At 31.1% G+C, this 23,603-nt stretch carries 24 protein-coding genes, 1 pseudogene and 1 other annotated feature; all 25 genes and pseudogenes read left to right on the forward strand.

Annotation, left to right across the window (positions count from 1 at the left end; genetic code table 11):
- Positions 1–13 precede the first annotated feature (13 nt).
- The 25 genes and pseudogenes from B3N22_RS01530 (at position 14) to ftsZ (ending at position 23,594) form a co-directional block, all read left to right on the forward strand.
- Positions 14–1,153, forward strand: coding sequence for an acyl-CoA dehydrogenase (locus B3N22_RS01530; RefSeq protein ID WP_021802224.1), 1,140 nt, complete (start codon positions 14–16; stop codon positions 1,151–1,153).
- A gap of 243 nt (positions 1,154–1,396) precedes the next feature.
- Positions 1,397–1,921 carry a hypothetical protein gene (locus tag B3N22_RS01535; RefSeq protein ID WP_286904343.1) on the forward strand — a complete coding sequence of 175 codons (525 nt, stop codon included), beginning with the start codon at positions 1,397–1,399 and terminating at the stop codon, positions 1,919–1,921.
- A gap of 166 nt (positions 1,922–2,087) precedes the next feature.
- Positions 2,088–2,201, forward strand: coding sequence for a hypothetical protein (locus B3N22_RS01540; RefSeq protein WP_286904524.1), 114 nt, complete (start codon positions 2,088–2,090; stop codon positions 2,199–2,201).
- A gap of 108 nt (positions 2,202–2,309) precedes the next feature.
- Positions 2,310–2,471, forward strand: coding sequence for a hypothetical protein (locus B3N22_RS01545; protein WP_238904722.1), 162 nt, complete (start codon positions 2,310–2,312; stop codon positions 2,469–2,471).
- A gap of 285 nt (positions 2,472–2,756) precedes the next feature.
- Positions 2,757–3,239: pseudogene (locus B3N22_RS01550) on the forward strand (ATPase); the annotation flags it as partial.
- Complete coding sequence (locus B3N22_RS01555) at positions 3,220–3,543, forward strand: hypothetical protein (protein WP_286904347.1); 324 nt, start codon at positions 3,220–3,222, stop codon at positions 3,541–3,543. The pseudogene B3N22_RS01550 and the gene B3N22_RS01555, both read left to right, overlap by 20 nt.
- Before the next feature lie 16 nt (positions 3,544–3,559).
- Positions 3,560–4,006, forward strand: coding sequence for an ASCH domain-containing protein (locus B3N22_RS01560; RefSeq protein WP_286904349.1), 447 nt, complete (start codon positions 3,560–3,562; stop codon positions 4,004–4,006).
- A 172-nt stretch (positions 4,007–4,178) separates the two neighbouring features.
- Positions 4,179–4,667, forward strand: coding sequence for a PRC-barrel domain-containing protein (locus B3N22_RS01565; protein WP_021802214.1), 489 nt, complete (start codon positions 4,179–4,181; stop codon positions 4,665–4,667).
- Positions 4,660–5,688: an AI-2E family transporter gene (locus tag B3N22_RS01570; RefSeq protein ID WP_286904352.1), complete on the forward strand. Its 1,029-nt coding sequence runs from the start codon at positions 4,660–4,662 to the stop codon at positions 5,686–5,688. Before B3N22_RS01565 ends, B3N22_RS01570 begins: the two co-directional genes overlap by 8 nt.
- 75 nt (positions 5,689–5,763) lie before the next feature.
- Positions 5,764–5,938, forward strand: a binding site (T-box leader).
- 54 nt (positions 5,939–5,992) lie between these two features.
- On the forward strand, positions 5,993–8,632 hold the full coding sequence (gene alaS, locus B3N22_RS01575; RefSeq protein ID WP_286904355.1) for an alanine--tRNA ligase: 2,640 nt from the start codon (positions 5,993–5,995) through the stop codon (positions 8,630–8,632).
- Positions 8,633–8,745: 113 nt separating this feature from the next.
- Positions 8,746–9,003: an IreB family regulatory phosphoprotein gene (locus B3N22_RS01580; RefSeq protein WP_021802211.1), complete on the forward strand. Its 258-nt coding sequence runs from the start codon at positions 8,746–8,748 to the stop codon at positions 9,001–9,003.
- A gap of 46 nt (positions 9,004–9,049) precedes the next feature.
- Positions 9,050–9,463: a Holliday junction resolvase RuvX gene (gene ruvX / locus B3N22_RS01585; protein WP_286904359.1), complete on the forward strand. Its 414-nt coding sequence runs from the start codon at positions 9,050–9,052 to the stop codon at positions 9,461–9,463.
- 47 nt (positions 9,464–9,510) lie between these two features.
- A complete protein-coding gene (locus tag B3N22_RS01590) occupies positions 9,511–9,762 on the forward strand; it encodes a DUF1292 domain-containing protein (protein WP_073015851.1) in 252 nt (83 codons plus the stop codon).
- A gap of 23 nt (positions 9,763–9,785) precedes the next feature.
- Positions 9,786–10,238 carry a Fur family transcriptional regulator gene (locus B3N22_RS01595; protein ID WP_286904362.1) on the forward strand — a complete coding sequence of 151 codons (453 nt, stop codon included), beginning with the start codon at positions 9,786–9,788 and terminating at the stop codon, positions 10,236–10,238.
- A 63-nt stretch (positions 10,239–10,301) separates the two neighbouring features.
- Positions 10,302–11,969, forward strand: a complete 1,668-nt coding sequence (locus B3N22_RS01600; protein WP_073015852.1) for a ribonuclease J — start codon at positions 10,302–10,304, stop codon at positions 11,967–11,969.
- Between the two features lie 15 nt (positions 11,970–11,984).
- Positions 11,985–12,338 (forward strand): YlbF family regulator, encoded by a 354-nt coding sequence (locus tag B3N22_RS01605; protein ID WP_073015853.1) that lies wholly within the window; start codon positions 11,985–11,987, stop codon positions 12,336–12,338.
- A gap of 102 nt (positions 12,339–12,440) precedes the next feature.
- A complete protein-coding gene (typA, locus tag B3N22_RS01610; protein ID WP_073015854.1) occupies positions 12,441–14,267 on the forward strand; it encodes a translational GTPase TypA in 1,827 nt (608 codons plus the stop codon).
- A 63-nt stretch (positions 14,268–14,330) separates the two neighbouring features.
- Positions 14,331–14,975 carry an O-methyltransferase gene (locus B3N22_RS01615; RefSeq protein ID WP_286904366.1) on the forward strand — a complete coding sequence of 215 codons (645 nt, stop codon included), beginning with the start codon at positions 14,331–14,333 and terminating at the stop codon, positions 14,973–14,975.
- A gap of 4 nt (positions 14,976–14,979) precedes the next feature.
- The gene (locus B3N22_RS01620; RefSeq protein ID WP_286904368.1) at positions 14,980–16,203 is read left to right on the forward strand and encodes a peptidase U32 family protein; all 1,224 of its coding nucleotides are present in this window, start codon (positions 14,980–14,982) and stop codon (positions 16,201–16,203) included.
- Positions 16,204–16,214: 11 nt separating this feature from the next.
- Entirely contained in the window at positions 16,215–16,835 is a 621-nt protein-coding gene (udk, locus tag B3N22_RS01625; RefSeq protein WP_286904370.1) for a uridine kinase, read from the forward strand.
- A gap of 51 nt (positions 16,836–16,886) precedes the next feature.
- A complete protein-coding gene (locus B3N22_RS01630) occupies positions 16,887–18,491 on the forward strand; it encodes a peptidoglycan D,D-transpeptidase FtsI family protein (RefSeq protein ID WP_286904372.1) in 1,605 nt (534 codons plus the stop codon).
- Between the two features lie 77 nt (positions 18,492–18,568).
- On the forward strand, positions 18,569–19,267 hold the full coding sequence (gene sigK / locus B3N22_RS01635) for an RNA polymerase sporulation sigma factor SigK (RefSeq protein ID WP_275299588.1): 699 nt from the start codon (positions 18,569–18,571) through the stop codon (positions 19,265–19,267).
- 144 nt (positions 19,268–19,411) lie between these two features.
- The gene (locus B3N22_RS01640) at positions 19,412–20,467 is read left to right on the forward strand and encodes a type IV pilus twitching motility protein PilT (RefSeq protein WP_238904675.1); all 1,056 of its coding nucleotides are present in this window, start codon (positions 19,412–19,414) and stop codon (positions 20,465–20,467) included.
- Between the two features lie 175 nt (positions 20,468–20,642).
- Positions 20,643–21,917, forward strand: coding sequence for a glycosyltransferase family 2 protein (locus B3N22_RS01645; protein ID WP_286904376.1), 1,275 nt, complete (start codon positions 20,643–20,645; stop codon positions 21,915–21,917).
- 579 nt (positions 21,918–22,496) lie between these two features.
- Positions 22,497–23,594 (forward strand): cell division protein FtsZ, encoded by a 1,098-nt coding sequence (gene ftsZ, locus B3N22_RS01650; RefSeq protein WP_238904672.1) that lies wholly within the window; start codon positions 22,497–22,499, stop codon positions 23,592–23,594.
- Positions 23,595–23,603 lie beyond the last annotated feature (9 nt).

A 23,603-nucleotide genomic window follows, 5' to 3' on the forward strand; every position in this document is an offset into this window, starting at 1 on the left:
GTAGGGAATTAATATGGATTTTAAACAAGATGAAAATCATCAACAATTACAAGAAATGTATCGTGACTTTGCAGAAAATGAGGTTAAACCAATAGCAAAAGAAATTGATGAAAGCATGCGTTTTCCAGAAGAAAATGTTGCAAAAATGGCTGAAATGGGGCTACTTGGAATTCCATTTCCTGAAGAATATGGTGGAGCTGGAGTAGATACCTTAAGTTATATACAGTGCGTTGAAGAATTATCTAAATGCTGTGCAACAACAGGAGTTATCGTTTCAGCACATACAAGTCTTTGTGCATCACCAATTTATGCATATGGTACAGAAGAGCAAAAAGACAAGTATTTAAGACCACTTGCTTCAGGTGAAAAATTAGGTGCCTTTGGACTAACAGAACCTGTAGCTGGAACTGATGCTTCTATGCAAAAGACAACAGCTGTATTAGATGGAGACCATTATGTATTAAATGGAAGTAAAATCTTTATAACTAATGCAGGATATGCAGACATATATATTGTTTTGGCTATGACAGATAAGAGCAAGGGAACAAAGGGGATTTCAGCATTTATAGTTGAAAAAGATTTCCCGGGTTTCTCTGTTGGAAGTCATGAAATGAAGATGGGAATACGTGCATCTTCAACCTGTGAGTTATTCTTTGATAACTGTATAGTTCCAAAGGAAAATCTTTTAGGACAAGAAGGTAAAGGTTTTGGAATTGCAATGGCTACTCTTGATGGAGGACGTATTGGTATAGCTGCACAAGCTCTTGGTATTGCAGAAGGTGCAATAGAAGAGACTGTAAAATATGTTAAGGAACGTGTTCAATTTGGACGCCCTATAGCACAGTTCCAAAATACACAATTTGAACTTGCTCAAATGCGTGCAAGTACAGAAGCTGCAAAACTTTTAGTATATCAAGCTGCATGTGCTAAAGATGATCATGAAAGATTTACACATTTAGCTGCAATGGCAAAATTAGTTGCATCAAGAAATGCTACTGATGTAACAAACCGATGCTTACAATTATTTGGTGGCTACGGATACACAAGCGACTATCCAATAGAAAGAATGATGCGTGATGCAAAAATAACAGAAATTTATGAAGGAACATCAGAAGTTCAAATGATGGTTATTTCAGGATGGATGTTTAAATAAGAAGAAATATAATAGCAAGTTCACCTAGATTCGGGTGGACTTGCTGTTTTTTGTATTGAGTTTGGTGGAGGTAGTTAGAAGCATGGAGTAATGTTGGAATAAAAAGTTGGTGGGTATTATTTTATACTTTTTAATGTAATTCACTAGATTGGATATTAACTAAATGTGCTATATAATATATTTAAGAGAATTATGGTGAAGAATAATGAGGTCTTATTTTTGCAGGTAAAAAAGGAGTAGATTATGAAAAATAAAAAGTTTATTTTAGTTTTAACTTTTTCCATAATATTATCATGTACATTAATAGCATGTGGGAATATTGGTGAATATAAAAGTCCAGAATCACAGGAAATAAATTCTGAAAATAATAAATCAGAGGATGGCTTTTCAAATATAGCTGGCTTTTGGAGTGATTTTAGAAATGCAATTATAAATAATAACATAGAAGAAGTGAAAAAGCATACTAAATTTCCATTAAAAACAAGAGGTCCAATGGATGAGGATAAGGTTTTTGAGCATGGTGAAGATGAATTTAATAATATGTTTTCTGATTTTTTATCACAGGATGCGGGTACTAATGGGGTAGATAAGCAAATAGATTATATAAAAAACAATGAAAGTTTCACCTTTGTTACTCAAGAGGAGTATGTGAAAGCAAACGGTGGTAGGAAATTGGTTTCAGTAAGTGATAATGCTAGAATAGGAGACATGGTATTTGTTTTAGTAGATGGTGAATGGAAACTTAGCTTTATATACATGCCATATTAAACTAAAAGCTAGTATTAGGTTTTAATTATTTTTTCCATAAAAAGAGAATGCCTAAGCAGCTAAAAGATTAAAAAAAGACTTAAATATTCCTGTATAAGTTGTAGGAAGTTTTGATTTAGAAACAGCAGAAGAGGTTCTATGTAATGGAGATGTTAATGTTGTTATAATTGGTGGTGAACCAGCTGGCCTTAAAGTGGCAAGAATTTCTGCAAAAGGAGGATACAATGTTAATATTTTTGAGAAAAATAGAGAACTGGGTGGGGCTTTAAGAATGGCTTAAATTAACTTCTTTTAATCATGAGAATAATAGATTTTTATTAATTATAAAAGAATTAATTGGGCAAATTAAAGCATGAGTAATATAGAAAACATTTAAGAGGTGAATTTAATGAGCACAAAATATAAAAATACTAAAAAGAAAATGGCATCCTTAGGTCTTAAAAAAGGTGAAAACGGAGACTATGTTTATATTGATCCCAATGATACGACTTCAGAGTTTGTACCAGTAAGAAATAGAAATAAAGAAAAGAATAAATCAAGTGAATCTTAATTCAAAGGATAGAAATGTTTGAAATAAAAAAGGTAATTGCAATGGGTAATAAAGCAGAAGAAAGCCTCAATAAGATAGGCATTGATTGCTATAAGGTAAGACATCCTACTCAAGGTTGAAAAAATGAATTTGCTTATGGGATTAGGAAGTTTTGAGAGCTGTTTGGTTAAAGTGTTGGTGACATTAAAACTTATTTTGTATTCTTCAATATAATTCACTAGGTTTAATATAAACTAAATGTGATATATAATAGATATAATATATTTAGCTATAGGAGGTATTAGAATGAAGAATAATGAAGATTTATATGATATATTTTTAAAATATTCTTACAGTCAATTAAAAGAGTTATTCAGTAATGCTAAAAATAAAGAGGAGAGAAGAATAAATACGGATGAAATGGTGGCTCGCGTCGGTTCATGGAAAGATAATAATCTTCAAATCCAATGTGCTAGAGAGGCTGTGAAACTTATTAAACAATATATATCACAAGGCATATCTTTTAATCAAGAAACTACATTCTCAGGGAAAAGCATAATTAAAAATATTAAAGAAGCTAAATAACAAGGATTTTATATTGTGATGAATTATGTAGGTGTTGAAAGTCCTGAAATTGCCAAGGAGAGAGTAAGGTTAAGAGTAAGTAAAGGTGGGCATGGAATACCTGATGATACAATTGAAAGAAGATATTATGACTCACTAAGTAATTTGAATTTAGCCATAGAGTTATGCGATGAGATAAATATATATGATAATACTAATAAATTCTTATTGTAAGTATTCTGATAAAAATGGATATTATTCTATTAAAGTTAGTGATACAGATAAAGAGATGATTATAGATGAAGTAAGTAAAATGAGAAAAAAGAGTGTAAGTGGAGAGATGGGTACACTATATTACGATTTTATTATTGAGCTTACGAGTGGGGAAACTTTATCTTTCCATGCAAATACAAAAAATATCATAAAGTTATATTCCAAAGATGGAAAGTCTATTTTAAATATAAAAGCTCCTAAAACTTATGAGTTCATAAAAAGATTTACTGATGAAAATAATATTGAGAGATATTGAAGGTGAGGGAAAGGCTATGACAGAAAAGGAAATGTGGAATATATATATAAAGAACAACAATGTTAAAGATAAAACATATACTGCTTGGTGTTTTGGAGGAGAGGCTGAAGAGGCGAATCAACTAGCAGCCCTTGTTGTAATTGGTAGGAAAACAGCAACGGCATCTGCTTATGAATTATATAAAGTTGAAAATAGCCCATTGCCACCAGTAGGTGATTTAAATATTATATTAGACACTAATAATAATGCTTTGTGTATAACTGAGACCACAAAAGTTTACACTTGTCTATTTAGTCAGGTATCTGAAAGTCATGCTTTTAAAGAAGGAGAAGGGGATTTATCCTTAGAATATTGGAGAAAGGTGCATAAAGACTTTTTTACTAAAGAATTAAGTGTATATAATCTGGAGTTTGATGAAAATATGATTGTTGTTTGCGAGGAATTTAAGGTTGTCTGGAAATAATAAAATTTTATAATATTACTCTCTGCTATAAACAGATACAAGTTTATGGCAGAGTTTTTTTATTATTTAGGAAAATAGGCATAAAGAATCTAATGAAACTTCATAAATAAATGTTATATTTTATCAATTTTTAGAAATACTAAATATATAATTTTCTATGGGAGGCGATTTTTTGAAACGTAGGAAAGATTTTGTAGGGATGATTGTTTTTGATGTTGGGGGAAAGAAAATAGGAACTGTAACAGATATATATATAGATTTTTATAAGGGAATAGTTAAGGGTTTTAAGATTTCGGCTTTTAGTTTGTTTAAGAAAAAGCAGTTTATAGCTGTTGAGGATATTTTATCTTTAAATGAAGTTATAGTTACTGCTAAAACAACCTCTGAGGAAGGGATAGCTTTTTTAGATATTAAGGATATGGAGGTAATAAGCAACGAGGGGAATATTTTAGGTGTAGTTGAGGATGTTCTTATTAATTTATTGAATTATTCGATTAAAGGTATGATTGTTGCCTCAGGAATTTTTGATAAAATATATAAAGGAAAAAGAGTTTTGCTTATAAATAACAGCATACTTGGTGAAAAAGAAATATTATATTATGAGGATCAAAGGATATCCTTTAAATCGCTTCCACACAATTTGGTGATGTCTAATGAATAGAAGTTATGTGGTGAAGTGGGTCAAAAGAATTGGAATATTACTTTTATTATTAGCTATTGTATACATAATAAACAAAAGCTCTATCATAAGAGAGCTAGTAGGTGTGGTTTTTACATCCTTTATAATAGCCTATAGTTTAAAACCTGTTAAAAATTCTATAGTAAGTAAATTTAAGTTTAACGAGAGGTTAGTTTCTGCTTTATTAGTAGTTGCTATATTAGGCACTGTTGTTTTAACTTTTGCTTTATTGATACCAACATTATTTAAAGAAACCTTAGATATAGAAAATATTTTAAATGGATTTACTGAATTAATCGATTCAGTTCTTAATAAACTTAGAAGTTATAATATAGGTGTTGTGGATGTGATTTATGATCAGACTAGTGAAAAGTTAAATGTTTGGCTTATTGATACTTCTTATAGATTTTTTGATACTCTTATAGCTTTGTGGGAGAATATGATATCCTTGGCTATAATTCCTGTTGTAACTTATTATTTTCTAGCTGATGGGAAAACTCTTGGCAGTAAGCTTTTATTGGTTCTTCCAACTGAAAAAAGAAGTGTTGTTAAGCTTATTGGTAAGGATATAGATAAACTTTTAGGTAAGTATATATTTTCCCAGCTTCTATTATCACTTATTATAATAGTTTTGACCTTTATAGGTTTACTTGTAATAGGGATTAAATTTCCTTTATGGCTCTCTATTTTAAATGGAATATTTAATATAATTCCTTACTTTGGGCCTATAATAGGGTTAGTTCCAGCCCTTTTAATAGCTTTTTTAACTTCTCCATCTAAGGCTATTGCTGTTGCTATATTATATTTTGTAATACAACAATTAGAAGGGGATCTTATAGCTCCTAAGGTTACTGGAGAATCTATTAGTATGCATCCTATTTGTATAATTCTATTGCTTTTGATTGGGGAAAAATTAGGAGGAATATTTGGGATGGTTTTGGCTGTTCCTATAGGTGTTATGGTTAAGGTTATATATGAGGATATAAATTATTATTTATTTTAGATATATTAGTTATGACTAAAGGTGATAAATATTGACAAAGTTATTGGCGTATCCTATAATTCAAATATATATTTATGTTTGGCTGTGAAGAGAATGAGTAGATTTAATTAATGTATTTAGAGAAGAAGTGGCTGGTGAAAACTTCTTACATATTAAATTGAAGCTGTCTTGGAGCTGATTTTCTTGAGTGATGCTAAGATTTTAGCATAATTAGGGTGGTACCGCGGAAGCTGTGTCTTTCGTCCCTTGTTTAGGGATGAAGGGCTTTTTATTTTAATTTTTTTTATTGTTGGAGGTAAAATATATGAAATTCATGGGAGCAAATGAGCTTAGAGAAGCATATTTAAGTTTTTTTGAAGGTAAAGAACATTTAAGGCTTGAGAGTTTTTCTCTTGTACCTAAAAATGATAAGAGTTTATTATTAATTAATGCAGGTATGGCACCACTAAAGCCTTATTTTACAGGACTTCAAGAGCCACCTAAAAACAGAATAACAACTTGTCAAAAATGTATAAGAACTGGTGATATTGAAAACGTAGGAAAAACTTCAAGACATGGTACTTTCTTTGAAATGCTTGGAAACTTTTCTTTTGGAGATTATTTTAAGGAAGAAATCATTCCTTGGGCTTGGGAATTTATAACTGAAACTTTACAAATTCCTAAAGATAAGCTTTATGTAACTATATACTTAGAAGATGATGAAGCTTTTGATATTTGGACTTCAAAAACTGATGTAGATCAAAGTAGAATTTTTAGATTAGGTAAGGATGATAACTTCTGGGAAATAGGTGTTGGACCTTGTGGACCTTGTACAGAAATTCACTTTGATAGAGGTGAAGGTAAGGTTGAGTCTGTTGAAGAGTTTTTGAAGGCTGCTGATGATGATAGGATAGTTGAGTTCTGGAACTTAGTATTTACTCAATTTGATAAGGATGAGCAAGGGGTTTACAACAAACTTGCTAAACCTAATATAGATACTGGAATGGGACTTGAAAGAATAGCTACAATAATGCAAGGGGTAAACAATATTTTTGAAATAGATACAGTAAGAAGTATACTTAACAAGGTATGTGAGGTTACAAATTCTAAATATGGTGAGGACCCTAACAAAGATATATCTTTAAGAATAATTACTGACCATCTTAAGAGTGTTGCTATTTTAATTTCTGATGGAGTTTTACCTTCAAATGAAGGAAGAGGTTATGTTTTAAGAAGATTATTAAGAAGAGCTGCAAGACATGGAAGATTGTTAGGAGCTAAGGATATCTTCCTTATAGATATAGTTGATGTTGTTATTGAGAACTATGGAAAAGCTTATTCTAATTTAGTTGAAAAGAAAGATTATATAAAGAAAATAATTTCTTTAGAAGAACAAAGATTTAATGAAACTATAGATTCTGGTATGGATATATTAAAGTCTTATATAGATGAAATGGAGAAGGCTTCTGAAACTGTATTAGTTGGAGAAAAAGCTTTCAAGTTATATGATACTTTTGGATTCCCACTAGAACTTACTATGGAAATATTAGAGGAAAAAGGTTTATCTTTAGATTTGGAAGGTTTTAATAAGTCTATGGAACATCAAAGAACCTCTGCTAGAGAAGCAAGAGGGGAAAGTACTTACATGGGTACTGATGATAAACCTATCAATAAATTAGATTCTTATATAGAAACTGAATTCTCAGGATATTCAAAGCTTGAACTTAAATCAGAAGTGGTTGCATTAGCAGATAATAGTGATTTAAAAGAAAAGTTATTTGAAGGGGATAAGGGATATATAGTTACTTCTAATACTCCATTTTATGCAGAAATGGGAGGTCAAGTAGGAGACACTGGTGTTATTTATAATGATAATTTTAAGGCGGAAGTTTATGACACTAAGAAAAATGTTTCTGGAAAGACAATCCACTACGTTACTGTAATTCAAGGTGAAGTTTTAGTTAATGAAGAAGTAACACTTAAGGTAGATAGAATAAGAAGAAGCAGCATAGGTAAAAACCATACTGCAACTCATATGCTTCATGAAGCTTTAAGAGAAATATTAGGAGATCATGTATCTCAATCTGGATCTTATGTTGATGCTGAAAGATTAAGATTTGACTTTACACACTTCCAAGGATTAACTAGAGAAGAGCTTGACAAGGTTGAGGATTTAGTTAATGAAAAAATAATGGAAGTATTTGATGTTGATACTGATGTTATGACTATGGATGAAGCAAAATCTTCTGGAGCTATGGCTTTATTTGATGATAAATATGGTGATAAAGTTAGAGTGGTTTCTGTTGGGGAATTCTCAAAGGAACTATGTGGAGGAACCCATGTTAGAAATTCAGGAGAGATTGGATTATTTAAGATTGTTTCTGAAGCTGGTGTTGCAGCTGGAGTAAGAAGAATAGAGGCTTTAACTGGATTTAATGCTTTAAGATATATGGAAGAAAAACAAAATCTATTAAAAGAAGCTTGTGGAATATTAAAATGCAGCGAAAAAGAAGTAATTAAAAAAATTAATACAACAACTCAAGAGCTTAAGGAAAAGGACAAAGAAATTCAAGAGTTAAAGAGTAAATTAGTTTCTGGAATTGAAGATGAAATATTAGGAGCTAAAAAAGTAATAAACGATGTAGAAGTTGTTGCTTATGTAGTTTCAGATGTTGATGCGAATTCTTTAAGAGATCTTGCTGATAAGGTAAGAAATAAATTAGACCTTGGTGTAGTTGTTTTAGGTAGCGTTTTAGGAGATAAGGTTAACTTTGTATCTATGGCTACTAAAAATGCATTACAAAAAGGAGTACACTGTGGTAAAATCATTAAAGAAGTTGCTACCGTAGCTGGTGGTGGCGGTGGTGGAAGACCAGATATGGCGCAGGCTGGTGGTAAAGATCCGCTAAAAGTTAATGAAGCTATTGCCAAATCATATGAAGTGATTGAAAATTTGGTAAAATAGTGTACATTTTTAATATATTAAGTTATAATAAACTTAGATAATGGGTATATTTATTAATATGTTAATGTAATATTGTGCGAAGGGATGGTGAAGCTGCCTTTTAGCAGCGAATTATGAACGACAATATACAAAATACTATGATGTTTGATAGAAATAGAGATAAAAAAGATTTAACAAAGGCAATGCTGACAGAAGTTTATGATTCACTTATTGAGAAAGGATATAATCCTGTGAATCAATTAGTAGGCTACTTGATTTCCGGAGATCCAACATATATTACTAACTACAATGGAGCTAGAGCTCTAGTGAGAAAACTAGAAAGAGATGAGATTCTAGAAGAAGTAATAAAATCCTATCTAGGAATAGAGTAAAGAGTGCCTTCGGGTGCTCTTTATTGTTAATTGAGGAGTATATATAATGCGTATTTTAGGTTTAGATTTAGGTACTAAAACTATAGGAGTTGCTGTAAGCGATCCTTTAGGGTTTACTGCACAAGGGATTACTACTGTAAAAAGGAAGAACTTTAATAGCGATATTGAAGAAATAAAAAGGATATATGATGAGTATTCTGTACAAACTATAGTGATAGGACTACCAAAAAATATGAATGGAACTATAGGAGAAGCAGGAGAGAGAACTTATAAGTTTTGCGAAAAGTTAAAGGCTGCTTTCGATCCTGAAATTGTGTATTGGGATGAAAGACTTACAACTGTAGCGGCTCATAGAGCTATGTTAGAAGCTGATTTATCAAGAGAGAAAAGAAAAAAAATAGTGGATAAAATAGCTGCAACCTTTATCTTACAGGGGTATTTAGATAGAAAATCTAGATAGGGTTAAGGCTTAATATATAATTTAAAAATATTTAAAGGAGTGTTTTTATGGAAAACGAAGTTGATAAAATTACCTTATTGGATGAGGACGGAGAAGAAAAAGAATTTGATGTTGTGACAAAACTTGATATTGAAGAAAATGAATATGTAATAGTTATTCCTTCAGATGGGGATGAAGAAGAAGCTGTTGCGTTAAAAATTGTTAAAGATGAAGATGGAAATGAGGTTCTTGTAAGCATAGAAGACGAAAATGAATTTGAGATGGTTGCAGAAGCTTATGAAACGTTATTTAGCGAGTAATTTATAGAAGAGAGGGTAATTTTATGCCATATTTAAATGAGGAAGAAGTAAATTCTTTAAAGGAAGATTTTAAGAAAAAAGGGTATAAGCTGACACCTCAAAGAAGAGCGATTGTAAACTCTATAATCAAAAATGAGGGTAAGCATTTAACTGCTGAGGAAATTTATGATGAGGTAAAGAGAGATTGTCCAGAGATCGGGCTAGCTACGGTTTATAGAACCATACTTTTACTTGAAGATTTAGGTATAATATATAAATTGGATTTAGATGATGGTTGTGCTAGATTCGAATTAGCTCATGAGGGCGAAAATCATAGACATCACCACTTAGTATGTAACGTTTGTGGTGGGGTTATAGAAGTGGAAGACGATTTATTAGATGAAATTGAACAAAAGATTCAAAGTTCTTATAACTTTGTGATAACAGATCACTCAGTTAAGTTTTTTGGAGTTTGTGATAAATGTAGAGACAAATAAATAAAGGTATCCTCTCGATTGAGATGACATCCTTTGTAGACACCTATAAGAAGGAGGGGAAATATGAAAAGAGAAAAAGCAAAGGTTAAAATAATTCCTCTTGGGGGAATTAGTGAGATCGGGAAAAACATTACTGCTATTGAATTTAAAGATGATATCGTAGTAATAGATTGCGGAATGAAGTTTCCAGATGAAGATATGTTTGGAATAGACGTTGTAATTCCAGATGTATCATACCTACAGAAGAACGCTGATAAGGTTAGAGGAATATTCTTAACTCATGGTCATGAAGATCATATAGGAGCCTTACCTTATGTTTTAAAGCAATTAAATGTTCCTGTGTATGGAACTAAACTTACCTTAGGGTTAGTTGAAACAAAATTAAAAGAGCACGGTTTATTAAGTTCAGTTGAACTTATAAGAGTAAAACCAAGAGAGGTTGTGAAACTTAATGCTGTGTCTGTGGAGTTTATAAAGATAAATCACTCCATTGCAGATGCATGTGCAATAGCAATTCACACCCCTATTGGAGCAGTACTTCACACTGGTGATTTTAAGATAGACTATACGCCTATTGATAATGAACCAACTGATTTTTCAAGACTTGCTGAGCTTGGAAGAAAAGGAGTACTTGTAATGCTTGCTGACTCTACTAATGTTGAAAGACCAGGTTATACCTTGTCTGAAAGAGTGGTTGGTGAGAACTTTATTAATTTTTTTGGAAAAGCTAAAGGCAGAATAATAGTTGCAACATTTGCATCCAATGTTCACAGAATACAGCAAATTATAACTGCGGCTCAAATATATGGCAGAAAAGTAGCTGTTTCAGGTAGAAGTATGGAGAATGTTGTTCAAGTTGCTGTAGAGCTTGGATATATAGAATTTAATAAGGATGTATTAATAAGCGTTGACGATATTAATAAGTATCCTAATGATAAGGTTGTTGTAATAACTACAGGCAGCCAAGGTGAGCCTATGTCAGCTCTTGCTAGAATGGCGAGTTCTGATCATAAGAAACTTAATGTTATTGAAGGGGATACTGTTATAATATCAGCTTCACCAATTCCAGGTAATGAAAAGTTGGTTTCTAGAGTTATAAATCTTTTATTTAAAAAAGGTGCAGATGTTATTTATGAAGCGTTAGCTGATGTTCACGTATCAGGTCATGCTTTCCAAGAAGAACTTAAACTTATGCATACTTTAGTTAAACCAAGAAACTTCATACCTGTGCATGGAGAGTTTAGACACTTAAAACAACATGGAGAACTAGCTATGAAGTTAGGACTTCCTGAGAAGAATATCCATATTCCTGAAAATGGGGAAGTAATAGAGGTTACAAGAGATTCTATAAGAAAAAATGGAACAGTAACTTCAGGACAAATTTTTGTTGATGGACTTGGTGTTGGAGATGTTGGAAATATTGTTTTAAGAGACAGAAAACATCTATCACAAGATGGAATACTTACTGTTGTAGTTACTATTGAAAAAGAATCTAGTACTGTTATAGCTGGTCCTGATATAATTTCTAGAGGATTTGTATATGTTAGAGAATCTGAAAGACTTATGGATGATGCTAGAGAGATAGTTAAAAAGGTACTAAGAAACTGTGAAGAGAAAAAGATAACTGATTGGGCTACAATGAAAACAAATATTAAGGATGAATTAAGAAATTTCTTATATGAAAAAACTAAGAGAAGACCTATGATTCTTCCTATAATAATGGAAATATAGATTTAGGAGAAATTTATGGCAAACATTAATGATAAGGTGAATGAATTAGCTAAAGCCTTAAAAGAAGATTCTCAAGTGGTGGCCTATAGAGAGGCTACAGAAAAAATAAATGGTAACCCAGAAGCTAAAAAGATGGTTGAAGATTTTAGAAAGATTCAATTTAAAGCATATAGTGAGCAAGTGCAAACTGGAACTGTTTCAGCAGAGACTCAAGAAGAAATGAGAAACTTTGGAACTATTATGACTTTAAATCCAGAAGTTTCAAATTACATTTCATCTGAAGCTAGCTTCGCTGTTATGTGGGATGGTATTTTAAAAACTTTAAATGAGGCAATAGGTGTAAATATTATTGCACCTTCTCAAGAATAAAGTTTGACTTTTTCTCACTATAAGATTAGAATGTAGTATAGACATGAAATTGGATACGTAAGTATCCAATTTTATTTTGCAAATTGTTTGGAGGAATAAATAATGAACTTAACTGTAAGAGAAGATATAAGAAATATAGCAATTATTGCCCATGTTGACCATGGTAAGACAACATTGGTAGACGCACTATTAAAACAAAGTAATATATTCAGAACTAACGAAAGAGTAGAAGAAAGAGTAATGGACTCTAATGACCTAGAAAAAGAAAGAGGAATAACAATTCTTTCTAAAAATACTGCTGTTATACATAATGGTATAAAGATCAACATTATAGATACACCAGGACATGCTGACTTTGGTGGAGAAGTTGAACGTGTTCTTAAAATGGTAGACTCTGTTCTACTTGTAGTAGATTCTTATGAAGGTCCAATGCCACAAACTAAATTCGTTTTAAGAAAAGCACTTGAACTTGGATTAAAACCTATAGTTGTAATAAACAAAATTGATAAACCTAATGCTAGACCAGAAGAAGTTATAGACGAAGTTTTTGACTTATTCTTAGAACTTGGTGCTGAAGATGAGCAATTAGATTTCCCTATAGTTTATGCATCAGCAAGAGAAGGTATAGCAAAGCTTGAGATAGATGAAGAATCAAGTAACATGGAACCTTTATTTAATACTATAGTTGAAAGAGTAGATGCTCCTAAAGGATATCCAGAAGAACCACTTCAAATGCTTATAACTACATTAGATACTAGTGAGTATGTAGGTAAAATAGCTATTGGTAAAATAGTTCGTGGAACTATAAAGAAAAACCAAAACTTATCAATAGTTAGAAAAGATGGAAGTACAACTAACTTTAAAGCTTCTAATATCTATACCTATGAAGGACTTAAAAGAGTAGATGCTGATACTGCTTCAATTGGAGATATAATCGCTGTTTCAGGTATTGGTGATGCTAATATAGGTGAAACTATAGCAGATTCTGCTAATCCAGAAGCACTACCATTTGTTGATATAGACGAGCCTACTTTAAGCATGAACTTTATGGTTAATGACTCACCATTTGCAGGTAAAGAAGGAGACTTTATAACTTCAAGACATTTAAGAGACAGATTATTTAAAGAACTTGAAACAAACGTAAGTTTAAAAGTTGTAGAAATTACTCCAGACTGTTTCGAAGTATCTGGTAGAGGAGAACTTCACTTATCAATATTAATCGAAACTATGAGAAGAGAAGGATATGAGCTACAAGTTTCTAAAGCTAATGTTATATTTAAAGTTGAAAATGGTAAGAAGCTTGAGCCAATAGAATATTTAACTATAGATGTTCCAGAAGAATTTATGGGACCTGTTATGGAAAAATTAGGACCAAGAAAAGCAGAAATGGTTAATATGACATCTGCTCAAAATGGTTATACAAGATTAGAATTTAATATCCCAGCTAGAGGACTTATAGGATTTAGAAATGAATTCTTAACTGATACTAAAGGTAATGGTATAATGAACCACGTATTCCACGGATATGAGCCATTTAAGGGTGAAATTCCAGGAAGAAGCAGAGGATCAATAGTTGCTTTTGAATCAGGTGAAGCTATAACTTATGGATTATACAATGCTCAAGAAAGAGGTACCTTATTTATAGGTGCTGGAGTTGATGTATATGAAGGAATGATAGTTGGAGAATCTTCAAGAGCTGATGATTTAGATGTTAATGTATGTAAGAGAAAGCAATTAACAAATACTAGATCTTCAGGTTCAGATGATGCTTTAAAATTAACAACTCCTAGAGCTATGTCTCTTGAACAATCTTTAGAATTTATTAATAGTGATGAATTAGTTGAGGTTACTCCTGAAAACATAAGAATGAGAAAAAGAGTTTTAAATAGCGGAGAAAGAAAAAGAACAACATCAAGAAATAAAAAATAATTAATAGCCTTAGGGCTTTTAATTATATTAAGAGTAAATTTACCTTTAAAGGTTGGAGGGAAAATGAGCGGAATTACTTATGATTATATGGAAAGCTATATAAGAGGACTTATTCCTGAAAATATTGGAATCTTAAAGGAACTCGAAGATTATGCAAAAGAAAATAAAGTTCCAATAGTTCAAAAAGAAACTTCAAAGTTTTTAGAGTTCATGGTAAGTTTTCAAAAACCATTAAAAATATTAGAATTAGGTACTGCTATAGGCTATTCTGCTATAGTAATGCATGAAGCAAGTGGTAAGCTTGCTCATGTTACTACTATAGAAAGAAGTGAAGAAATGATAGCTATGGCAGAAGAAAATATAAAGAGATTTTCCTTAGAAGATAATATAAAAATTCTAAAGGGTGATTGTTTAGAGATTCTAGAAAATTTAGATGATCAATATGATATGATTTTTATGGATGCTGGAAAAGGACATTATAATCATTTTTTACCACATTGTTTAAGATTGCTTAAGCAAGATGGTATTATTATTGCAGATAATGTACTTTTTAGAGGAATGGTTGCATCAAGAGAATTACTTCAAAGAAGAAAAATTACTATAGTAAAAAGAATGAAAACATACTTAGAGTTAGTATCAAAAGATGAAAGCTTAATCACCTCTGTTATACCGATGGGTGATGGGATAGCTATAACTAAAAGGAGGTAAGAGCATGAGAGTACCAGAACTGCTAGCACCAGCAGGGAGTTTAGAAAAATTAAAAACAGCTATAGATTACGGCGCTGATGCTGTATATTTAGGTGGAAACAAGCTTAATTTAAGAGCTTTTGCAGATAACTTTACAAATGAACAGATAAAAGAAGGGGTAGAGTATGCTCACCAAAGAGGGAAGAAAGTCTATATGACTTTAAATGTTATTCCTCATAATGGAGATTTATACGGACTTGAGGATTATTTAAAAGAAATATATTCTCTTGAAGTCGATGCTATAATAGTAGCAGACCCTGGTATCATAGCTACAGCTAGAGATGTTGTTCCAGACTTAGAGATACATTTAAGTACTCAAGCTAATAATACTAACTGGAGATCAGCTAAATTCTGGTATGATCAAGGTGTTAAAAGAATAGTTCTTGCAAGAGAGCTTACTATGAAAGAAGTTAAAGATATAAGAGAAAACCTGCCAGAAGAATGTGAGATAGAAGCTTTCATCCATGGCTCTATGTGCATGAGTTATTCTGGAAGATGTGTAATGTCTAATTACATGACAGGTAGAGATTCTAATAGAGGTGCTTGTGCTCAACCTTGTAGATATAAATACTATTTAGTTGAAGAGAAAAGACCAGGAGAATATTTCCCTATAATTGAAGATGATAAGGGAAGTTACATAATGAATTCTAAAGATTTATGTATGATTGAACATATTCCAGAACTAATGGAAAGTGGTATATATTCTTTTAAGATTGAAGGAAGAATGAAAAGCTCGTACTATGTTGCTGCTATAGTTAAATCTTATAGACAGGCAATAGATGCATATTTAAAGAATCCAGAAGGATATGAACTTAAGCAGTCTTGGGTAGATAACTTATTAAAGGTATCCCATAGAAGTTATCATACAGGATTTTATTTTAATGAACCTAATAAACAAGTATATGATACCTCTTCATACGTAAGAGACTATGATATAGTTGGTGTAGTTAAAAGCTATGATGAGGAAAGTAAAATAGCAACTATAGAACAAAGAAACAGAGTGTTTGAAGGAGATAAGGTAGAGGTTTTGGGTCCAGTAGGAGAAAACTATGAAATAGTACTATCCGATATGCATGATGGAAAAGGTGACAAGATTGAAGTGGCACCAAGGGCTCAAATGATATTCACAATTAAAGTAGATGCTCCTTTAAAAGTTAAAGATATGCTTATTAAGGGAAAAGATAACTAGAGGGGGATATTATGAATAAACCTATTCTTATTGGAATTACTGGGGGAACTGGCTCAGGTAAAAGTACTATAGCGAAGGAAATTTACAATAATTTTTCTGAAAACCGCATAGGTATGATTGAACAAGACTCTTATTATAAAGATCAATCACATTTAAGTATGGAAGAAAGAGTTAAAACTAACTACGATCATCCAAAAGCTTTTGATAATGATTTATTAGTTGAGCATCTTGCACAACTAATAGAGGGTAAGAGCATAGATAAACCTATATACGACTTTTCAAATCATAATAGAAAAAGTGAAACTATAAAAGTTGATTCAAAAGAAATCATAATAATAGAAGGAATACTAGTTCTTGAAGATGAGAGAATAAGGGATTTATTAGATATAAAGATTTATGTTGATACAGATGCTGATGTTAGAATAATCAGAAGAATGGTTAGAGATATTAAAGAAAGAGGAAGAACTGTTGAGTCTGTTATTGATCAATACCTATCAGTAGTTAAACCAATGCATCTTCAATTTACAGAGCCTACTAAAAGGTATGCTGACATTATAATACCAGAAGGTGGACAGAATAAGGTTGCAATAGATATCATGGTTTCCAAAATAACTCAAATTTTACAAAATTAATTGAATAAAACATCTCTCTAGAGTCAAAAATTTAGCTGGGGAGGTGTTTTTTTGTTAAGAAAAAAATATTCAAAAAGATTAAGAGCCATGATTATAGTATTTTCGCTAATTTTATTAGTTTTATCATACAGAACATATGATGTTGTTACAAAATATAGTCCTCAAAGTACCAAGGGATCTGTAGCTAATACTCAAGTAGAAAATTTGTCAGAAACAAATTACATGCTTTTAGATACTAATGGCAAGGACTTAAGAAGCTACAAGAAAAAATATGTTGTTGTAATAGATTCTAAACCTTTTTCTTTAAATAATTTTGAAGAAAACATTGAGGGGCTTTTAGCCTTTAACTTCATTATGAAGTCACAGGTAGATAACTTTGCCTATGATGAGGTTCTGAAAAAAGGTGGAAAAAGTTATTTTGTTGTTAATCAAGAGGCTTATGAAAAAGTTAATAAGATTCAGGGTGTTAAAGGAATATATACATATGTATATGATGAAATAGAAAGAAACTACGCCTGGGGAATTGGAGATATTTTAAGCAATATAAATGAAAAAAATAATTATGATGGAGATTCTCTGGAGGCAAAACTTCTTAATGAGATAAAATCTAACAATCCTCCTCAAGGAAAATTTGAGATTGAAAAAGATGGAACTTACAAGGCTGGAGTATTAGGAGTAAATCCAGAAAATAAAAATATTAAATTAACCATAGACCTTGATATGAATGAAAAAATAAAAGATATATTAAATAAAGAGCAGTTTTCTAATTTAAGTAATATAGGGGTTATACTTATGGATAGTGAGACAGGGAAAATTAAGGCATTAGCTCAAAAAGATGACTCTATACCAAACATCTTAATTGGAGCTGAAGGCTTAGGGTTTGAACCTGCTTCAACATTTAAATTAATAGTAGAAGAGGCAGCTTTAGAGAATAAAGCAGTAACTTTGGATTCAACCTTTACCTGTACAGGACAAATATGTCAAAAAGATGGAAAACCTTATTCTCATGGTACTCTAACCGTTAGAAAAGCCCTTGAGATATCTTGTAATGATACTTTTTACCATGTAGCTCAAAAGGTTGGTTATGACAAGTTAATGGAGATGGCTGAGAAGCAGGGACTTTATTCTAAGGTACTTGGTTTAACAAAAGAGGTTACTGGACAAAAACCTTTAGAAGAGGCTAGTTTAAGAAATATAGCAATAGGTCAATCTATGACAGTAACGCCAATACAGATGGCAGGTGCCATAAATACTATTGTAAATAATGGTGTATATGTTGAGCCAAGTGTAATAGAAGGGTTTGTGGATAATAAAGATAATGTTGTAGATACCTTTAATTATAAAATGACTACAGTTATCTCAAAGGAAACAGCAAACTTAATAAAAAGTAATATGAGAGATGTTGTTAGTAAAGGAACTGGTACAACCGCATATATAAAAAATGTTGAAATCGGAGGAAAAACTGGTTCTGCTACTGGAAGCAATGGAACTACCCATGGATGGTTTGGAGGATATTTCAAAAAAGGAAATAAAAATTACACTATGATAGTTTTTGTTCCAGACATTAATGGGAAAAACAAACAAGGAGAAGATTTAGTAGGTGGAAACACAGCAGCCCCTGTTTTTAAAGATATTGTTTTAGAACTTTTAAAATAAATTTAATGATACATGCAACATTGGATTATTATTTCATATTATATTAATAAGCATTATTAGGAGGCACATCTGTGTTTATGATTAGTAACCTTATAGATATAATATGTAACTTACCTTTATTGACTGGGTATATAAATAACAATAATAATACATTTCCAAAGCCACTTTCAGAAGCTGATGAGGAATTGTATTTAAAAAAATTCCATGAAGGAGATGTATCAGCGAAAAGTATACTTATCGAAAGAAACTTAAGATTAGTAGCACATATAGTAAAAAAGTATTCAATGCAGAACAAGGATGTAGATGATTTAATCTCTATAGGAACTGTAGGCTTAATTAAAGCCATAGAGTCTTTTGACTCTTCAAAAGGTACTAGATTAGCTACTTATGCAGCTAGATGTATCGAAAATGAAATACTTATGCTTTTTAGAAATAATAAAAAAAATAAAAGTGAAGTATATTTACAAGATCCTATAGGAATAGATAAAGAAGGTAACGAGATATGTTTAATGGATGTATTGAGCAGTGAAAGTGATTCTGTAGTTGAAATAGTTGAAAATAATCTACAAGTGAGAAGTCTCTATAATAAAATGAGTAAGTTTTTAAGTACAAGGGAAAGAGAAATCTTAGAGATGAGATATGGATTAATAGATGGAAAGGTTAAAACTCAAAGAGAAATAGCTGTAATTTTAGGTATATCTAGATCTTATGTATCAAGAATAGAAAAGAAAGCTTTAAAAAAGCTAAATAAAGAGATGAACTTTAATAAGATATAGTTAATGACCAGAGGTTAACTCTGGTCATTAACTATAATTTTTTATTAAAAAAGGAATTTAAATTTTAGTATAGAATTTAGTTTATTAATGGTATAATTAGTTATTATTGATATTTTTTATTACACCTTAGATTGGAGGAAATTAATGTACGTTTTAGTTGAACTGTTAAGTAAAACATTAGAGTTAGGGGCATCAGATTTGCATCTTACAGTAGGAATTCCACCTGTAATTAGAGTTAATGGTGGATTGATTAAAATAGGAAGTTCTAATCTAACTCCTGTAGACACCGAAAAATTTGCAAAAGAAATACTAGAAGAAAAATTTTCAGAATATAGTCAAGTGGGTGAATATGATACATCTTATTCAATTGCTGGCTTAGGTAGATTTAGAGTGAATGTATTTAAACAAAGAAATTCAGATGCATTAGCACTTAGAGTCATTGCATTAAAGATACCTACACTTCAAGAGCTTAGTCATCCACCTGTATTAAAAGAGTTAACAGAGAAAAAGAGAGGATTAGTTCTAGTTACTGGGCCAACTGGAAGTGGTAAATCTACAACTTTGGCTGCCATGCTTAATGAGATAAATCATAATAGAGAAGCTCATGTAATAACTTTAGAAGATCCTATAGAATTTTTACATAAACATGATAAGTGTATAATTAATCAGAGAGAAATAGGAAAAGATTCAAATAGCTATCAAAATGCTTTAAGAGCTATATTAAGAGAGGACCCTGATGTTATTCTAGTTGGAGAGATGAGAGATCTTGAAACTATAGCTATAGCAATAACAGCTGCTGAAACAGGGCATTTAGTCTTTTCAACATTACATACTATTGGAGCTGCAAAAACTATAGATAGAATAGTTGATGTTTTCCCTCCGCACCAGCAACAACAAATAAGAATTCAATTGTCAGCAGTGTTACAAGGAATTGTTTCGCAGCAATTGGTACCAACAGCTGATAAACAAAGTAGAGTAGCAGCATTAGAGGTTATGATTACTACCCCAGGAATTCAAAATATAATAAGAGAAGGAAAAACCCATCAAATTGAATCATCAATACAAACTGGAAGCAAATATGGAATGAAGACTATGGATATGGCTTTAGCTGAGTTATATAGAAAAGGAATTATTAGTCAAGAGACAGCTTTAAGTTATGCCGTTGATAGAGAGACTATTAAAAGAATTATGTTGCTTTAGATAAAACTAATTTGTAAGATATCAGATTCATCTTACAAATTAGTTTTTAAATATATTTGATATAGACCCAAAAAAATTAAATAATTAGCAATAAATTAACATATTAAGGCGAACAATAAGTAGTATTATAAGTTGTTTTATGCTAAAATGGGTATGAATTAGGGGGGAACTTTTGATGCAATATATAAAAGGTATACTAGACTATATCTCAGTTATTTATTCAAACGTAGTATTTGTAATATCAATGTACTTTTTATTTCTTTCATTTTTTGGACTTATTAAGGTTAAATCAAAGAATAAAAAGAAACCCACAACAAGTTTTGCATTAGTTGTTGCGGCTCATAATGAAGAGAAAGTTATTAGCGGTATAATAGATAGTTTAAATAGGTTAGATTACCCTAAAGAATTATATGATATTTTCGTTATAGCAGACAATTGCACTGATAATACAGCTAGAATTGCTAGACAATGTGGTGCACAAGTTTTTGAAAGAATGGATGCAGAGAAAAGAGGAAAAGGATATGCTTTAGAATGGATGTTTAATAAATTGTTTTCCATGAAGAAGCAATATGATTCAGTTGCGGTTTTTGATGCCGACAATTTGGTAAGCAAGAACTTTTTAAGTGAAATTAACAACAGATTTTTAGATGGATATAAAGTTGTTCAAGGATATTTAGATTCTAAAAATCCTAATGATACATGGATTACAGCTAACTACTCAATATCTTTTTGGTTATCTAATAGAATATTCCAATTGGCCAGAGCAAATATCGGATTATCAAGTCAATTAGGAGGTACAGGTTTTTGTATAAAAACAGATATACTTAGAGAATTAGGATGGGGAGCTACTTGTTTAACTGAAGACTTAGAGTTTACTTGTAAGCTTGTACTAAATGGATATAAGGTTGGATGGGCACATGATGCTATCATCTATGATGAAAAACCTTTAACATTAGGGCAGTCTTGGGCCCAAAGAAAAAGATGGATGCAAGGATTTGCAGATGTATCTAGTAGATATTTCTTTAAGTTATTGAAAAAGGGAATAAAAGAGCTTAATATTGTGGTTTTAGATTGTGCACTTTATAGTATACAACCGATAATTATAGTTTTGCTTGGAATAGCTTTGGTTTTAAATATGTATAATCAAGTTGTTAATGCCCCAGAGCTTATATCGGGAGTTCTAAGTACTCTTAATAATTTTAACGCTAATATTACAAAGGTTGGAGCGACTGGACTAATAATACTACAATTTTTATATAATCCTATAATATTGGTTTTAGAAAGAAAGTTAAGCTTTAAAATACTACTATATTATATTTTAAATCCTATATATTCTTTAACATGGGTACCAATATCTATTCAAGGTATGATAGATAAAAATAAAAAAGAATGGTCTCATACAGCTCACACTAGAAATATAGATATAACTGAGTTAGAAAAGGTGAATTAACATACAGGAAACTGTATGTTTTTTTTATTTTGGTATAATTTACATAGAGGAAAAATCAAAGTTTTGTTGAATATACTTAATAGTTCTAATTTCTTTACTGAAATGAGAATAAATATTTTAATTTGGTTATAAAACAAATCATTTTATTTACGATAATATAATGAGAGGAAATATAACCAGAATATTCATAGGGAAATTATTGATAATTTTTATAAAATAATTTAATAAATCCTTAAAATCATAATATTTCAGTTAAAAAAACGAAAATAGTATGATAAAATAAATAATATAGTTATTTTTGGTGATATCTTAATTTATTTTGAAAATACTAAGAAATGTTTATGATATTTGTAGGAAAATTGTTAATTTTATCTCCAAATGAGACTTATTTACAAATTTCTTCAACAAATTCATCCTTAACACTTGTAAAGGATGTATATGATGATTTAAAATTAATGTATAGGATTTTTACAATTGAGAATATTTTAACTAAGGAAAGTAGTAAACAAATGAACTATTAATAACGACTTAACTAAATTAAAATTTTACTAAAGGAAATTTTCTAAAGGAGGAATTACTTTGTTAGACTTTGAAGTAGATATGCATGATTTTGCCAATATAAAAGTTGTTGGCTGTGGTGGCGGAGGTAGTAACGCCGTAAATAGAATGATTGTTGAAGGATTAAGAAATGTTGAATTTATTGCTATAAATACTGATAAGCAAGCACTTATGCTTTCACATGCTAATCAGAAAATACAAGTAGGAGAAAAATTAACTAAAGGTTTAGGAGCAGGAGCTAATCCAGAGATCGGGAAGAAAGCTGCTGAAGAAAGTAGAGAAGAAATTGAAGAGGCTATTAAAGGCGCTGATATGGTGTTTATAACTGCTGGTATGGGTGGAGGAACTGGAACTGGAGCCGCACCTGTAGTAGCTGAAATAGCTAAATCTTTAGGCATATTGACTGTAGGAGTAGTTACTAAGCCATTTCCTTTTGAAGGAAGAAGAAGAATGAAACACGCAGAAATGGGTATAGAGAATCTTAAAGAAAAAGTAGATACATTAGTTACAATTCCTAATGAAAGATTATTGTCAATGGTTGATAAAAAAACTACTTTACTTGAATCTTTTAAATTTGCAGATGATGTATTAAGACAAGGTGTACAAGGTATATCTGATTTAATAACTATACCTGGACTTGTTAATCTTGACTTTGCAGACGTTAGAGCAGTTATGTTGGACAAAGGTTTAGCACATATGGGTGTTGGAACTGGTACTGGCGATAATAGGGCTCAAGATGCAGCAAAGCAAGCTATATCATCACCATTATTAGAGACGTCAATTGTAGGAGCTACTGGAGTATTATTAAATGTTACTGGAGGAGCTGATTTAGGTCTTTTAGAAATTAATGAAGCGGCAGAAATAGTTCAAGAGGCTGCTGACCCAGATGCTAACATAATATTTGGTGCTGTGATTGATGAGACATTAAAAGATGAAATAAGAATAACTGTTATTGCTACAGGTTTTGAAGAAGAAATAAGAAGAATTCAAAAACAAGAAGTTAAAGAAGAAGTAGCAGCAACTACAATGACAAGAGAGAAAGAAGAAGTAGTTGAAAGCCAGGCTTTTGATCCAGAAGAGATAAATATACCTACTTTTTTAAGAAATAGAAGAAAATAATAAAATTTA

Source organism: Clostridium sp. UBA1652, assembly GCF_002320975.1.
Lineage (GTDB): Bacteria > Bacillota > Clostridia > Clostridiales > Clostridiaceae > Clostridium_T > Clostridium_T intestinale.